12 protein-coding genes are annotated in these 14,693 nt (G+C 62.3%); 6 read left to right on the top strand and 6 right to left on the bottom strand.

Annotated features, from left to right (window positions below; all coding sequences use genetic code 11):
* Positions 1–32: 32 nt before the first annotated feature.
* From nusA to ribF, 5 genes are all read left to right on the top strand, one after another.
* Complete coding sequence (gene nusA / locus H3V08_RS05070) at positions 33–1,091, top strand: transcription termination factor NusA (RefSeq protein WP_033497632.1); 1,059 nt, start codon at positions 33–35, stop codon at positions 1,089–1,091.
* Between the two features lie 185 nt (positions 1,092–1,276).
* Positions 1,277–4,129 carry a translation initiation factor IF-2 gene (infB, locus tag H3V08_RS05065; protein WP_198181813.1) on the top strand — a complete coding sequence of 951 codons (2,853 nt, stop codon included), beginning with the start codon at positions 1,277–1,279 and terminating at the stop codon, positions 4,127–4,129.
* Between the two features lie 137 nt (positions 4,130–4,266).
* Entirely contained in the window at positions 4,267–4,875 is a 609-nt protein-coding gene (gene rbfA / locus H3V08_RS05060; protein WP_198181812.1) for a 30S ribosome-binding factor RbfA, read from the top strand.
* A gap of 185 nt (positions 4,876–5,060) precedes the next feature.
* Entirely contained in the window at positions 5,061–6,197 is a 1,137-nt protein-coding gene (truB, locus tag H3V08_RS05055) for a tRNA pseudouridine(55) synthase TruB (protein WP_198181811.1), read from the top strand.
* A 92-nt stretch (positions 6,198–6,289) separates the two neighbouring features.
* Positions 6,290–7,474, top strand: a complete 1,185-nt coding sequence (ribF, locus tag H3V08_RS05050; protein WP_198181810.1) for a bifunctional riboflavin kinase/FMN adenylyltransferase — start codon at positions 6,290–6,292, stop codon at positions 7,472–7,474.
* 214 nt (positions 7,475–7,688) lie between these two features.
* On the opposite strand, the gene H3V08_RS05045 is transcribed toward ribF, so the two are convergent.
* From H3V08_RS05045 to H3V08_RS05035, 3 genes are read right to left on the bottom strand one after another with little or no spacing between them, the layout of a single operon-like run.
* Positions 7,689–8,462, bottom strand: a complete 774-nt coding sequence (locus H3V08_RS05045; RefSeq protein WP_198181809.1) for an amino acid ABC transporter ATP-binding protein — start codon at positions 8,460–8,462, stop codon at positions 7,689–7,691.
* The gene (locus H3V08_RS05040) at positions 8,459–9,316 is read right to left on the bottom strand and encodes an amino acid ABC transporter permease (RefSeq protein WP_033490611.1); all 858 of its coding nucleotides are present in this window, start codon (positions 9,314–9,316) and stop codon (positions 8,459–8,461) included. Before H3V08_RS05040 ends, H3V08_RS05045 begins: the two co-directional genes overlap by 4 nt.
* 36 nt (positions 9,317–9,352) lie before the next feature.
* Entirely contained in the window at positions 9,353–10,216 is an 864-nt protein-coding gene (locus tag H3V08_RS05035) for an ABC transporter substrate-binding protein (protein ID WP_045921510.1), read from the bottom strand.
* Between the two features lie 243 nt (positions 10,217–10,459).
* On the opposite strand from H3V08_RS05035, the gene H3V08_RS05030 reads away from it, so the two are divergent.
* Positions 10,460–11,281, top strand: a complete 822-nt coding sequence (locus H3V08_RS05030; RefSeq protein WP_198181808.1) for a 5'-methylthioadenosine/S-adenosylhomocysteine nucleosidase — start codon at positions 10,460–10,462, stop codon at positions 11,279–11,281.
* On the opposite strand, the gene H3V08_RS05025 is transcribed toward H3V08_RS05030, so the two are convergent.
* Genes H3V08_RS05025 through H3V08_RS05015 form a run of 3 tightly spaced genes read right to left on the bottom strand, consistent with a single transcriptional unit; the run spans position 11,256 to position 14,679 of the window.
* Entirely contained in the window at positions 11,256–11,744 is a 489-nt protein-coding gene (locus tag H3V08_RS05025; RefSeq protein ID WP_033490609.1) for a cupin domain-containing protein, read from the bottom strand. The two genes, H3V08_RS05030 and H3V08_RS05025, sit on opposite strands and share 26 nt — an antisense overlap.
* Positions 11,745–11,770: 26 nt before the next feature.
* The gene (locus H3V08_RS05020) at positions 11,771–13,159 is read right to left on the bottom strand and encodes an amidohydrolase family protein (protein ID WP_051875713.1); all 1,389 of its coding nucleotides are present in this window, start codon (positions 13,157–13,159) and stop codon (positions 11,771–11,773) included.
* Complete coding sequence (locus H3V08_RS05015) at positions 13,156–14,679, bottom strand: adenosylhomocysteinase (RefSeq protein ID WP_033490608.1); 1,524 nt, start codon at positions 14,677–14,679, stop codon at positions 13,156–13,158. The genes H3V08_RS05020 and H3V08_RS05015 overlap by 4 nt, the downstream gene beginning before the upstream one ends.
* Positions 14,680–14,693 lie beyond the last annotated feature (14 nt).

Raw genomic sequence — 14,693 nt, 5'->3', positions numbered from 1 at the left:
CAGGGTCTGATAACTTCATAGGAGGTCTTGACATGGAACTGGACCTGGCTGAGATTCATCAGCTGGCTAACGAGCAAGGGATTGATGCCGAGACCTTGGACCAAGCCTTGAGCGAGGCCCTTTTGCTTGCCTACCAGAAATCGCCGCATGCAGCCCGCCATGCCAGGGTGGAACTGGATTCACGGGCAGGTACATTCACCGTCTGGGCCCAGGACGAAACCCCTCGGGAGCCCACAGAATACGATCCTCACCCCGGATATGACCTTGGGGAGGAATACGACGACACGCCCAAGGACTTCGGCAGATTGGCCGCTTCCACGGCAAGACAGGTTATTCGCCAGCTCTTCCGCCAGGCTGAGGATGAACGGATTTTCGGTGCCTTCTCCGGGCAGAAGGGACACCTGATTACCGGCGTGGTCCAACAGGACGCCAATGACCCGGGCAATGTGCATGTGGCCGTAGGAGACGTGGAGGCCATCCTCCCCAGGCGCGAGCAGGTTCCTGGTGAACGCTACAGGCATGGCGAGCGTATCAGGGTCTATGTGGTCAACGTGAACCGTGGACTCAAGGGGCCTGAGATTGTGGTTTCCCGGTCCCATCCCGAACTGGTCCGTCGTCTCTTCGAGCGGGAGGTGCCGGAGCTGGTGTCCGGGGCCGTTTCCATCATGTCCATCGCCCGCGAGGCCGGTGCGCGCACCAAGATTGCGGTCCGTGCCACCTCCAAGGGGGTCAACCCCAAGGGTGCTCTGATCGGCCCGTCCGGTGCTAGGGTCCGTGCCGTCATGGAGAACCTGGGACCCGAGAAGATCGACATCGTCGACTGGTCCGAGGACCCCGCAAAGTATGTGGCTGCGGCCCTCTCACCCGCTGTGGTGAGGCAGGTCGAAATCGTCAGCGAGACCAACCGCACGGCCATCGCCTTCATCAAGGATGCCCAGCTCTCACTGGCCATCGGCAAGGAGGGGCAGAACGCCCGTCTTGCCGCCAAACTGACCGGTTGGAAGATCGGCATCGAGTCCGAGGAGGCTCGCCAGCAGAAACTGCGCGAACAAGCGACGGGGGAGACTTCTTCCACCGACGAAGAGAAGTGACCTGGAACATCCGACCAGGCGAGTATGCTGGACTTGATATTCCGAGCTTGGTGGCCCATGCCCCCAGCTCCGGCACTGAGACGAGGTAACACAATCATGGTCGCACGATGATACAGGATATGTTCGCCGTCATGGAAGAGTGATCGCGCCATTCATATGCGCGGTCCGGTAAAGGAGAAAAGTAAGTGCCCAAAGCACGCGTATATGAATTGGCCAAGGAACTTGGCGTGGACAGCAAGACTGTCCTTGAAAAGCTGAAGGACATGGGGGAGTTCGTCAAGTCCGCTTCCTCCACTGTCGAAGCGCCGGTGGTTCGCCGGCTCAAGAGCTCATTCCCCCAGGGCGGGGCCGGCCAGTCCTCCCCCGAGGGCGCAGCGAAGCCTGGACAGTCTGCCCGCGCAGCCTCGACGAATCGCACCAGTGCCAAGTCGGGCGCGGCGGCATCATCATCGGAAACCGGTCCCAAGCCTGGGGCCCCAAGTCCCAAACCAGGGCAGTCCCGTAAGGCCTCCCAGCCTGAGGCCCCTGTGTCTCAGCCCCAACAGTCTTCGGATGCACACGCACCCAAGCCCGGTTCCTCCTCGTCCCGCGAGGACGGCAGGCCAGAGCGTGGAGCTCAGGCCCAGCCCTCCAAGGGCCGTGAGGACGGACAGCCCCGTCAGGCAAGGCCTGCCTCCTCCGCCGGCCGTCCCGGCCCGCAAGCGCAGCGTGGTGGTCGTCCGGGTGCAGCTGCTCCCGGTACTCCTGGGGCTCATGGTGGGCGTCCTGGTGCTTCGGCACCCAGGCCCGGCAATAACCCCTTCAGTCGCAAGCAGGGCATGAAGGCACCGGTTCCTTCTGATATCCCCAGGCCGCATCCCATGGCAAAACCGACCGTCAACGATGGCCGGAGGGGCGGCGGTCATGGTGGGTTCCGCAATGGTCGAGGTGGCGGCGCTCCCAGGGGAGGCCAGGGAGCACGGCCGGGCCAGTGGGGCCATAACCGCCCCGGACAGCAGCAGCATCAGGGTGGTGGCAATAGGTTCGGAGCCTCATCGACTCCTGCTTCAGGCGGATTCCATCCTGGTGGCGGTAGCGCTGCCCCGCGTGGTCGTGGCCGGGGCGGTGCCGCAGGTGCATTCGGGCGCCAGGGCGGCAAGTCCTCCAAGGCCCGTAAGAATCGGATGGCCAAGAGGCAAGAATTCCAGGAGATGAAGGCACCTGTCATCGGCGGTGTGCGCATCCCCGCCGGTAACGGCCGTACCGTTCAGCTCCGTCAGGGCGCAACCCTGGCCGATCTGGCCGACAAGATCAACGTCAATCCCGCGGCCCTGGTCACGGTCCTCTTCCACCTGGGCGAGATGGCTACGGCCACGCAATCCCTGGACGAGGCCACCTTCCAGATTCTGGGTGAGGAGATTGGCTGGAACATCAAGATCGTCTCCGCCGAGGAGGAGGACAAGGAACTCCTTCAGCAGTTTGACATCGACCTTGATGAGGAGCAGCTGAGCCAGGACGACGAGAACCTGAAGCCGCGGCCTCCGGTGGTTACGGTCATGGGCCATGTCGATCACGGTAAGACGCGACTGCTGGATACCATCCGGCAGACCAACACCACGGCAAGCGAGGCCGGTGGCATCACCCAGAGGATCGGTGCCTACCAGGCCACCGTCAAGCTGGAGGGCGAGGATCGCAAGATCACCTTCCTGGATACTCCTGGTCACGAGGCCTTCACGGCCATGCGAGCCCGAGGTGCCGAGCTGACCGACGTGGCGATTCTGGTCGTTGCTGCGGATGACGGCGTTATGCCCCAGACGGTCGAGGCCATCAACCACGCCCAGGCGGCGCATGTGCCGATTGTCGTGGCGGTCAACAAGATCGATGTGGACGGGGCCAACCCCGAAAAGGTTCGTGGACAGCTGACCGAGTTCGGTTTGGTTTCCGAGGAGTACGGCGGCGACACCATGTTCGTCGACATCTCCGCCAAGATGGGCACCAACGTCGATAAGCTGCTCGAAGCCGTTCTCTTGACGGCTGATGCCGACCTGGATCTGAGGGCCAATCCCGACATGGATGCTCGAGGAGCCACCGTCGAGGCCCGACTGGACAAGGGCCGTGGAGCTGTAGCCACCGTGCTGGTCCAGCAGGGTACCCTGCACGTGGGCGATGCCATCGTGGCGGGTTCGGCCTATGGCCGCGTCCGTGCCATGTTGGATGAGAACGGCAAGCAGATGGATGCTGCGGGTCCCTCGACCCCGGTCCAGGTGCTTGGTCTCACCTCCGTGCCCACCGCAGGCGACCTCTTCCTTGTCGCCCCTGACGACCGCACAGCCCGCCAGATTGCGGAGAAGCGTGAGGCCACTGCCCGCGCGGCCCAGCTGGCCAAGCGTCGCAAGGTTGTCTCCCTGGAAAGCCTGAAGGAGCAGTTCGCAAAGTCCGAGGTCGACATGCTCAACATCGTCATCAAGGGCGATTCCTCCGGTTCCGTCGAGGCGCTGGAAGACTCCCTGATGAAGATCGAGGTGTCCGACGAGGTCGGTATCCAGGTGATTCACCGCGGTGTGGGCGCCATCACCCAGAACGATGTCAATCTGGCAACCGTCGACAAGGCCGTTATCATCGGCTTCAACGTGCGTCCCAACCGTCAGGTCCAGGAGTTGGCGGACCGCGAGGGTGTGGAGATCAAATACTACTCGGTCATCTACAACGCCATCGAGGATATCGAGGCCGCCCTCAAGGGTATGCTCAAGCCGGAGTACGAAGAGGCCACCACCTCCCACTCCGAGATCCGCGAGATATTCCGCTCCTCCAAGTTCGGCAACATCGCGGGTGTCATGGTCCAGGATGGTACGGTCAAGCGCGGCACCAAGGCTCGTATCGCCCGCAACGGTGTCGTCACCATCAACGACCTTGAGATATCTTCCCTGCGTCGTTTCAAGGACGATGTCAACGAGGTGTCCGAGGGGTACGAGGCAGGTATCAACCTGGGCTCCTTCAACGACATCGAAATCGGCGACATCATCGAGACCTTCGAAATGCGCGAGGTCGAGCGCAAGTAATCACAGACGGACGGTATCGGGGGACCGGTGGTTGAAGTCGCCGGTCCCCATCGGATGCCAGGTCTGGTCCTCCGCCCCGGTTCGGGTCATCCCGTCCGGGGCGGACTTCCATGACAGACCATGAGAAAGGAACCAGGATGGGAACCAATCCGCGCGCCGTACGAATCGCGGCGCTGATTCAGCGGGTCATTGCGTCATCCTTGGAATCACAACTGCACGATAAACGGCTGAGTGGTGTCACCATAACCGAGGTGAGGGTGACCAACGACCTGCAGATCGCCAAGGTCTACTGGACCCAGTTGGGCCGGGAGGGTCGAGAGCAGGGTGAGCGGAAGCGTGCCCAGCAGGCCCTTCGCCAGGCCAGCGGGCGTCTGCGCTCCCTGGTCGGTGCCAGGGCGGGCCTTCGCCTGACGCCGACCCTGCGGTTCATCTATGATGAGGTGCCGGCCGAAGCCACCGAAATCGAGGATGTGCTCACCGCCGCCCGTCACAGGGACGAGGAAATCGCCAAGGCCAGGGCCACCGCCCAGTATGCCGGAGACCCTGATCCCTACCGTCATGACGATGACGAAAACCAGGATTACGAAAACACGGACCAGGACGGGACCGCGACCGGTGACGTCGACTTGGGTACGGATGGGGAGCAGGCCGCGGAAGCTGCGGGGATTGCTGAAGAACAGGACGATCAACCCCTCGGCCCCGCCTCCCGGACGGCTTCCATGCTGTCCTGGCCGGACGAGCAGTGACTGGTTCCTGGTTGTCGAACAACCAGGAATGGTCTCATCCTCATACTTCCCGTCGCCAGTGGTGTGCCGGTTTCGGCATCATCGGAACCGGCGCCCGGTGGTATCGCAGAGCACGAGGATGAAACCCGCTCCCCGTATGTAAGTTGCGCTGTATCGGTTGTATATGTGCCGGAAAGGTGGATGGTATGAAGGGTTCCGGACAGGAAAACCGGTCTGGTATTGTCCTGGTCGACAAACCCCAGGGGGTGACCAGCCATGACCTGGTGGCGGCTGTGCGTTCCACGCTGGGCATGCGGCGGGTGGGACATGCCGGAACCCTGGACCCTATGGCCACAGGCCTGCTGATTATTGGGTTTGGGCAGGCCACCCGCCTGCTCAAGGTGGTCGTCGGTCATGACAAGACCTATCTCGCCACGATTCGTCTGGGACAGGCCACAACCACCGACGATGCCGAGGGAAGGATGCTTCCCTCCGGGCCGGACGTCCGGCAGGCTGTCAAGGGTCTGGACCGTGCTGCCGTGGAGCAGACCATCGCCGACCACCTTACGGGTGATATCAATCAGGTGCCCGATTCGTTCTCCGCCATCAAGGTGAACGGCCGTCGGGCCTATGATCTGGCCAGGCAGGGCAAGGAGGTCGAGCTGGCGGCTCGGCCCATACACATCGCTCGTTTCGAGGTGTTGGATTACCGCACTCTGGTCCTGCCGGGCAAGGACATGGGCGGTGTCGACCAGCAGCCTGAAACAGGTGAGTTCGATAGGTCGTCATCCTGCGAAGGTGCCTTACCTGCAGAAGCACCCGGTAGCCCGTCAGGCGGGCTGGAAGTGGTGGATCTGGATGTGGTGGTGACCTGTTCCAGCGGGACCTATATCCGTGCCTTGGCCAGGGACTTGGGTGACCTGCTGGGCACCGGTGGGCACCTGACCAGTCTGCGTAGGACCAGGGTGGGTCGGTTCGATCTTGAGGCTCCGGACCTGGAAGACAGGTTGGTCACCGGGCAGGTCTCGGCCAGGACCTATACGGACCGTCAAGGTCAGACGGTCTCCAGGAACAGGGTCGATCTGGACCAGTCTTCCGAGGAGATACTGCGAGGCTCCATCAGCCTGGTCGATGCTGCCAGGCTGATCATGCCCACCATCGAGGTCGATGGGGAGGAGGCCGCCATGCTGGCAAACGGCCGCTTCCTGAAAGCGGGGGTCGAGGGGGCCACGGCCGCCATCGCCAGGGATGAAACAGGCCCATACCTCGCTGCCGTCCTGGTATCCCATGGGGGCCAGCTGTCGAAACCGGATGTCGTCTTCCGCCGTGATTCCCAGCGGTGAATCGTATTGCCTGGCTTTCCAGGCTGGGTTAAAGTGCTAATGAGTCTGGCCTTGTCCGTTCCGGGAAGGCCTCAACAGTCGACGGGACACAGATGAAAGTCAGCAGGTTGAAACCGAATCCGGCCGGTATCGTGGAGTGGCCGGTGCTGAGTACGACCAGGGGTTCCGTGCTGACCGTGGGTGAGTTCGATGGGGTCCATCGGGGTCATCAGGCTGTTCTGGAACGTGTGGTGGACCTTGCTGCCGAATCGGACTCCACAGCGGTGGCCATCATGTTCGACCCAAGTCCCAAACGGGTTCATCTCTATGCGGACACGCATGCCATGGCTGATTTGCCCAATGACCTGCTGGGCCATGACCCCGAAGAGGTCATGGGGGTTGATGAGCGCATCCGCCTTATGGAGGAGATGGGGCTGGACCGGGTACTGATTGTTCACTACACATTGGCATTTGCTGCCAAGTCATACCGCTTTTTCATCAGGCAGTTGGTCGACAGGCTGGGCATGCAGACTCTCGTTCTGGGCCGGGATGCTCGGATGGGTGCCGGGCGGACCGGCGATGTCGCTGCCATCGGAGACCTGGCGGAAGAGACGGGCATGTTCCGTTTGGATGTAGTCGACGACAGGGGTCCGGGATATGTCTCCCTGGGCGGGGACGGGGCGGTTGAACCCAGCGAAGCCTCCTCTGGTGAAGGGCGCCGGAGGGTCCGGGTCTGGAGCACCACGAACCTGCGTCACCTCCTGGCCGAGGGGCGTGTTCGGGAGGCTTCCGAGATTATGGGTCGAGTCCACTCGGTCGAGGGGCTGGTGGTTCATGGGGAGCAGCGGGGACGGGAGCTTGGTTTTCCCACTGCGAATCTGAGCAGTGAGCATAGCGGATATATGCCGATGGATGGAGTCTATGCCGGCTGGCTGGTCGACATGGGGCCGGTACGTGATGCCAGCCGAGATGGTGAGGGGGAGGGGCCAACCGGGGGTGTGGCCAAGACGCTTGACAGACATGTTCGTCTGGCTTCCGGTTCTCCCTGGCGGATGCCGGCGGCGATCTCCATCGGTACCAAGGAGACCTTCCAGTCCGAAGGCGGGCATGCAGAGCGGGTGCTGGAAGCCAATGTCATCACCGATACCTGGCTGGAACTGTATGGGCACCGGGTCCGTATCGAGTTCCTTGACTTCCTGCGTCCCCAAGAGCGGTACGCGGGTGCTGACGAACTCAAGGACCAACTTGCATTGGATGCTCAGCACACCGGCGTCTTGACCGACAAGGCGGTAGGGTAACCCGACAGGGCTCCGGCGTGATGCGGCAGCCCCGCCCAGATTGGAATCGTGGATGGGGCCGGCCTGGCCGGGTGCTTGTTCCGGTTCTCAGATTCTGGTTGAGATGATGACGATCGTGCCGCTCAGTACCGGGCTCCGAGTCGAAGATGAGTGATTGACATATGGGTGTGCCCCACCGATTGCAACCGGTGGGGCACACCCATACATACCTTGTCTACAGGCCTCGGAAGTGGCTGAAGAACTCCTTGGTCTTGGGATTTTCCGATTCGTCCATGACCTCGCGGGGAGTTCCGTTTTCGGCGATGACCCCGTTCAGGAGGAGGACGATTCTGTCTGCCGCGTGGTGGGCGAAGCTCATCTCATGGGTGGCCATAAGGATGGTGGTTCCCTTGTCGGTCAGCTCTGAGACCATCTCCAGGACCTCGCCAACCAGCATCGGATCCAGAGCCGATGTGATTTCGTCAAGCAGAAGGAGCTCGGGGTCGGTCATCAGGGACCGCACGATGGCCACACGCTGCTGCTGGCCTCCGGAGAGCTGGTCAGGATAGGCGCCGGCTTTCTGCTTCATACCAATCCTGTCCAGGAGTTCCAGGGCCCTCTCCCTGGCCTGGTCCTTGGGGACACCGTGGACCTTGATGGCACCCAGGGTGACGTTCTTCAGAACGTTCATATGGGGGAAGAGGTTGAACTGCTGGAAGACCACACCAATCCGCGACCTGCATTGATCCCGGTTCACCCGCGGGTCGGTGATGTCGGTGTCGCCCAGCCAGATCTGTCCATCGTTGACCCGCTCCAGCAGGTTGATGCACTTCATCAGGGTGGATTTACCCGACCCGGAGGGACCCAGGAGGGCTACGGTCTCGTGGGGCTTGATGTCGAAGGAGATTCCCTTGAGAACCTCGTTGCCTCCATAGGACTTGCGAACCTGGTCCAGGCGCAGGACCGGGGTTTCCCCACCGGTTTCGGGAACGCGTGTCGTGGTGTTCATACCATCCCTCCACTCTGCTCACGCTTGCGAAGTCTGTTGGAATACCAGTCATTGAGAAGAATGAAGGGCACCGAGGTGCAGATGAAGAGGACCGATGCAACCACATAAGGTGTGAAGTTGTAGCTGGTGGCCACCACGATTTGGGCTGCCCGTACCGCGTCGACGGCACCCAAGACCGAAATCAGCCCCACATCCTTCTGCATGGAGATGAAGTCGTTCATCAGGGCAGGGGCCACCTTGCGCAGGGCCTGGGGGATGACCACGATACGCATGGTCTGGCCCGAGGTCAGGCCCAGGGAACGGGCCGATGCCCGCTGTGAAGGGCTTACATCCTCAAAACCGGCCCTGAGGACCTCGGCCACATACGAGGAGTAGGAGAGAATCACGGCCACCGTGCCCAGGAGAGCCACCGGAATCCGGCCGAAGATGGCCAGTCCGGGAATGCCGAACCCGATCAGGTAGAGGACCACAATCATGGGGATACCGCGCATGATTGTGGTATAGACCTGGGCCAAGGCCCGGAGCGGGAAGAGGAAGGGGGAACGGCTGGTCCGGATCATGGCCAGGAGGGTTCCCAGAATCGCCACCCCGATTACTGCGAAGAAGAGGACCTGGAGGTTGAGCCAGAGTCCCTGGAGCACCTTGGGGAAGGCGAGGGCGAAGTACTTGCCCGAGAAGAAGGATTCCTTGACCCTGGGCCAGCCCGGGGCGTAATGGAGACCCAGGGCCACCAGGAAGGCCAGCACCAGGGTGCTGACGATGCTGGTGGCCACTGACTTCAGGTTCTGGTGACGGTCATACTGCTCCCGTTCCCTCTGAACCTCACTGATGTGTATTTGCGCGGTTGAAGACATACCTGACCGATTCTGATCCGTCTGTTCCGACTCTGGTCAGCCCAGGGTGGGGGTGGAGGTGTACTCGTGCAGCCACTGCTCCTGCAGCTTCTTCAAGGTGCCGTCCTTGTCCAGTTCGGTCACGGCCTTGGAGGCTGCTTCCGTCAGCTTGGAATCCTTGGGGAGGACGATGCCCATGCCCTCGGGATCCTCGGACCCCTTGATCTGACCGAGTACGGCGCCCTCTTTGACCTGCTTGGATTCGACGATGTTGTAGGCCGAAGGGGTATCGATGACCAGTGCGTCGATCTGGTTGGTATCCAGTGCCTGGGCCAGGGTGGCGTTGTCGTTGAAGGTCTGGACGTCCTTCTTGAGCTTGTCCTGTGCCACAGTGTATGAGGTCGAACCCACCATGGCGCCGATCTTGGCGTCCTTGAGCTCGCTCAGGGACTTCGCCGAGGCGTACTTGGAATCCTTGTGGACAACCAGGGACTGGGTGGAGTTGTAGTAGCTGGGGGTGAAATCGACGGCATTCTTGCGTTCCGAAGTGATCGAGAACTGCTGGATGTTCATGTCGAAGTCCTTGGTGCCCGGGGCGATGGCGGCATCGAAGGAGGTGCGGGTCCACTTGACCTTGTCCTTGCTGAAGCCCATCTTCTCGGCGACCGCGTAGGCGACGGCGGCCTCATAGCCCTTGCCGCTCTCGGGATCGTTGTCTTCGACGTAGGGCGTGTATGCGGGATCCCCCGTGGCGATGGTCAGGGTACCGGGATTGATGGTCTCTTCGGTGATGGCTCCCGACTTGGTGTCGTCCTTGGCCGAGGACGAGCCGGAACCGCAGGCCGCTCCCGACATCAGGGTAGCGAAGGTGAGTGCTGCGACCATGAACCTGGTCGTTGTCTTCCTGGTGAAGAGGGTCATGTGTGGATTGCTCCTTAGTGACAATGACTGTGGTGGCTACTGGGATCGGATCCGGTCAACAACCAGTCTCGGCGATAATCTCCTCAACCGTCCGGACGGGAACCATACTAGCGGCAAAGGTCTACCGGAGCGCGCCCGTACAGACATCCATATGGAGGATAGCACTTCAGTTTTTCTTATAAGGGCCTCTAGATTTCATCTATGCGACCAATGTTTGTCGGCCATGTCGGCGACCATCGAACCATGGACAGGAAACAGATCAGCACCGTGACCATTCAATGCGCCTTGGACAGGGAAGCGGCCCCAATCAGGGCCGCACTGGAGGGGCGGCAGGAGCTTGTCCTGCTCGGGAACCATGTGTGGACCGGAACCTATGCCGGCATGAATCTGGCGGTCTGCGTCGGTGGTATGGGAGTGGCCAATTCGGCCTCCTGCGCCCAGTTCCTGATTGACCGGTTCAATCCGCAGGCGGTGATTTTCAGCGGAATCGCAGGATCGATCAACCCCAACCTGGCCATTGGAGACCTGCTTATCGGGGCCGAGCAGCATTATGCGGAAACCAACACGGCAATCATTGCCGAGTGTCCTCCCTACCTGGAGTACTTCCCGGCTGATTCGGACCTTCTCCAAGCCGCCACCTCAGCGGCCGAGGCACTGGGCTACCAGCGGGCTGAATCCGTAGGGGACCTGGTCGCATCGGGGCGTTGGAGGGGACGCGATGCCCGCCCGGCACCGATAGTGGAACCAGGAGGGGAAAGGAGTGGCCAGGAGACTCATTTTGTGGTCGGCAACATCTCGACCAGCGATCGCTTCAACACCGCTCCTGAGGTGTTGGACGAGCTGGTCACCAGGTTCCGGGCCGACGGGGAGGCCATGGAGGAGGCCTCCGCCGCTCAGGTCTGCGGTAAGTGTGCGGTGCCCTTCCTCTGTGTGCGGGGCATCAGCAACCCTTGCGGCCAGGCCTATGATGACCTGAACAGCCATGAGGCCGATATGGATAGGGCCGCCGATGCCGCCGCGCGGGTTGCCCTCAAGACGGTCAGTCTGTTGAATCCTCAAGGATGAAGCCGTCGAAGGTGAAGCCGGGGCTGACCACGCAGGAAACCAACGCATCGCCCTGGCCTGGGAGGGTCCTCTGCCAGCATCCCTCAGGAACCAGATAGTGCCCGCAAGGGGTTGCATCGGCTGCGGTGTCTCCGCCCTCGGTCAGCTGTGATCCCAGCGTGATATCGGTCAGCTGGTCCGGCTCCCGGGCGGGGGAGTCGCCGTATCCTCCCAGTTGCAGATGGACGGGTGCCGGTCCGTGCCAGAGCCAGATTTCGTCGGCATCCACCTTGTGCCATGCGCTGGCATCGCCCTGGGCCAGGAGGAAGTAAATCAGGGATGAGAGCGGCCTCTCGCTGGCGGTGTCCATACGGGTGCTCCGCCAATCACTCACATACCAGCCGCCTTCGGGGTGGGGCTCCAGTCCCAGGCGGTCCACCAGGGAACGTGCGTAGGGACTCATGTCCTGTAGTGCCAAGCTCATAAGGGTCTCCGTCCTTCTCGGTTCAATCAGAAGATACCGGCATTGTAGGCCACCCGGCCGGATATGAGGGTGGCTCGGTTGTGGCCGCCGCCGGAGGCGACCAGCTCCTCCAGGGTCCGATCGATGGCGTCCGCGTTTTCCGTCCGGACGGGAATATCCATGAAGGCGAGATCGGCCAGTGATCCGGCGTTGATCTGCCCTATCCGGTTGGCTGCCAGATGCAATCCCATGGCGGAGGCCCCGTTCAGGGTCAGCATGTGGATCAGTCTGCGGGGGAGGTCCCTGCCTCCGTACCCTTGTTGGCGTGCCAGCCGGTACAGCGCAGCGGCCTCGTCCATAAGGTCCAGGCTGGGGGAGCTGGAGAGGGAATCGGTACCCACGCAGAGGGCATTTCCCTCCTTGAGGTACCGGCTTACCGGTGCGTCCTTGCCGGTGTTGGTGATTCGGTTGGACCTGGGGCAGAGGGCCACGGAGACCTGGCGCTGACGGAGGGTTCGACGGTCCTCCTCATCCGCCCAGACCCCATGGGCGATGTGCACGTCCGGCCCCAGGGAGCCCAGCTGGTCCACGAACTGGATGGCCGAGAGTCCCTGTCCCTCCCGCTTGTATTCTCGATAGCTGGTCCAGGTCTCGTCGCCTCGGATGGCGGACGATATGGCCCGTTCCGATTCAGGGGCCTCCGTTCGTGCCTCCAGGGGTGTTTCAGCCAGATGGATGTGGAGCCGCATGTTCAGACGCCTGGCGATGTCGGGCAGGTCCACAAAAGGCTCGGCCTCCAGGGTGTAGGGGGCATGGGGGCTGATGCCCAACTGCCGGACATGCTCCTCCTCCAGTCGATGCAGCTCGAGGTTGAGGCGGTACCGGCCCCTGTCGTCCCAGTCCTCGTTTCCCCAGCCCATGACCTCCCAGTAGGTGATGCCGTGCATACCTTGGGACACCATGCCCGCAGCCGCGTCCAGGTCGGTGACGATATCGGCCGCGGCCGTGGTGCCGGACTCGACACACTGACGGGCTCCCTCCATGGCCCAGTAGCGCCAGGCGTGGGGCAGGCTCTCATCGTCGTAAATTAGGTTGAAGGCCTCTTCCCAGGCGTGGAAGTCCTTGTACTCGCCTTGACCCACCTCGGCCATGCCCGTGTACTGCAGGTGGGTGTGGGCGTTGACCAGACCCGGCATGAGAATCCCGTCCCAGTACCGTTCGGTCACCTTGCCCCCGGGTGCCTCCTCCTTGAGCTCCTGGAGGACCCAGGCCCGTGTGCCCACATGGACCACCCTGTCGCCGCTTACCGCAACGGCCCCATTGACGATGACCGGTGCGGTGACGGGGATGACGAGCTTGGCGGAGTATACGGTCACATCCGCCAAGCGGTCTTCTCCCAGCCCCAGGTTGCCCAGTGCCGATGATGCTGTCTTCATGCCTGCGATTTCTCCCTTCGGGCATCAAAACGGGTGGTTCTCCAATCCTGGACGGTCTCGGATGCCTGATGGCGTACCTGGTAGCCGCGGGCCTCCAATGCCAGTGAAGCGATGCGCCTGTCGACCTGATCGGGGAGCCGGTGGACCCTCCGATCCAACTCCCTGCCATGCCTGATCAGATGGGCCAGGGCGGATACCTGGACGGCGAAGCTCAGGTCCATGATTTCAATCGGATTGCCGCCCCCTGCCGTGTAGTTGACCCCATCACCCTGGCTGATCAGGGTGAGCTCCGGCCCGTCCGGGACACTGATGGTCATGACCTCATCGACCTGGGAAGGGAGCCAGTTCGGGATTCGGTCCAGGGCCACCTCATTGGCGATTCCCCCAATGACGGCCAGGACCGCTCCCGATTTCATGGCTTGCATGTCTTCCAGGTCGATGGTGTGGGTGACCCCCGTGGCCGAGATGACCATATCGGCCACGGGCAGGGCCTCCGAGGTGTCCTGGGAGGGGAAGCCATCAAATACCGCACGGAGCGCGGCCCGGGGGTCGGTGTCGCTGACGCTGACATGGGCGCCCAGAGCCCGGGCGCCCAGGGCGAACCCGCGCCCGACAGGTCCGTATCCGACAACAAGGACCCGCTGCCCTTGGAAACAGTGTGCCCCCAGGAGTGATTGCATGGTGGTCAGGCAGGTCTCACCGGTGCCGTGGGCGTTGTCGAAGTCCGTCTTCATCAGGCTGTCGTTGACGGCGATGACCGGGAAGGTCAGGGCTTCATCCCTTTCCATGGCGGCAAAGGCCCTCACTCCGGATGTGGTCTCCTCGGCGACGCCCATCAGGTCCGCAGCCATGTGCGGGCGCTCGCGGAGAGCCAGGCGGGCGAAGGAGGCGCCGTCATCGATGATCAGGTTGGGGTTGATCCTGTCCATCAGGTCCAGGGCACCCTGCCTGGCCTGGTCGTCGTCCCAGGAGGAGTCGGCGCATACGGTGATTCCCTCCTGCTTGAGCTGATCGGCGACCCGCTGGTCCACGGCCCCGGGTTCGCAGTAGACACCCACCTCGGCCCCTGCACGCTTCAGCTCCCTGAGCAGCACGGCGGTCTTGGGTTCCAGGATCAGACAGGTGGCGATCCGTGCCGAGCCGAAGTCCACTTCGGACTTGAGCCTTGCCATAAGCCCGGTCAGGATGGGCATCCGGGATTGGGCCCAGTCTATGGCCTCGCCCCCGCTGGACCGACGCATATCCACCATGGTCTCCGTGGGGCCGAATGGCAGGTCGAAGTCAGCGGGATGGGGGCGGGCGGAATCCTCGGATGCGGTGGCGTCCACACTGTCGACATCCTGCACGACCATTCCCCACTCCTGGGCCTGGCTGATCAGTCGCTGACGCTGGCAATCGGTCATGGTGTCGTCGGGCAGGACCAGCCTGGCTCCGGCCAGTGACCGGTTGCTGGTTTGCGACATGGCTGCCGCCCAGGTGGGGAAGTCAGGGACTTCCCCATGCGCGTGATTGATGGGCATGCTATCTCCTGAGA

Source organism: Bifidobacterium sp. M0307, assembly GCF_016100445.1.
In the GTDB taxonomy this organism is placed as follows: domain Bacteria; phylum Actinomycetota; class Actinomycetes; order Actinomycetales; family Bifidobacteriaceae; genus Bombiscardovia; species Bombiscardovia coryneformis.
This window is presented reverse-complemented; position numbering and strand designations above follow the sequence as displayed.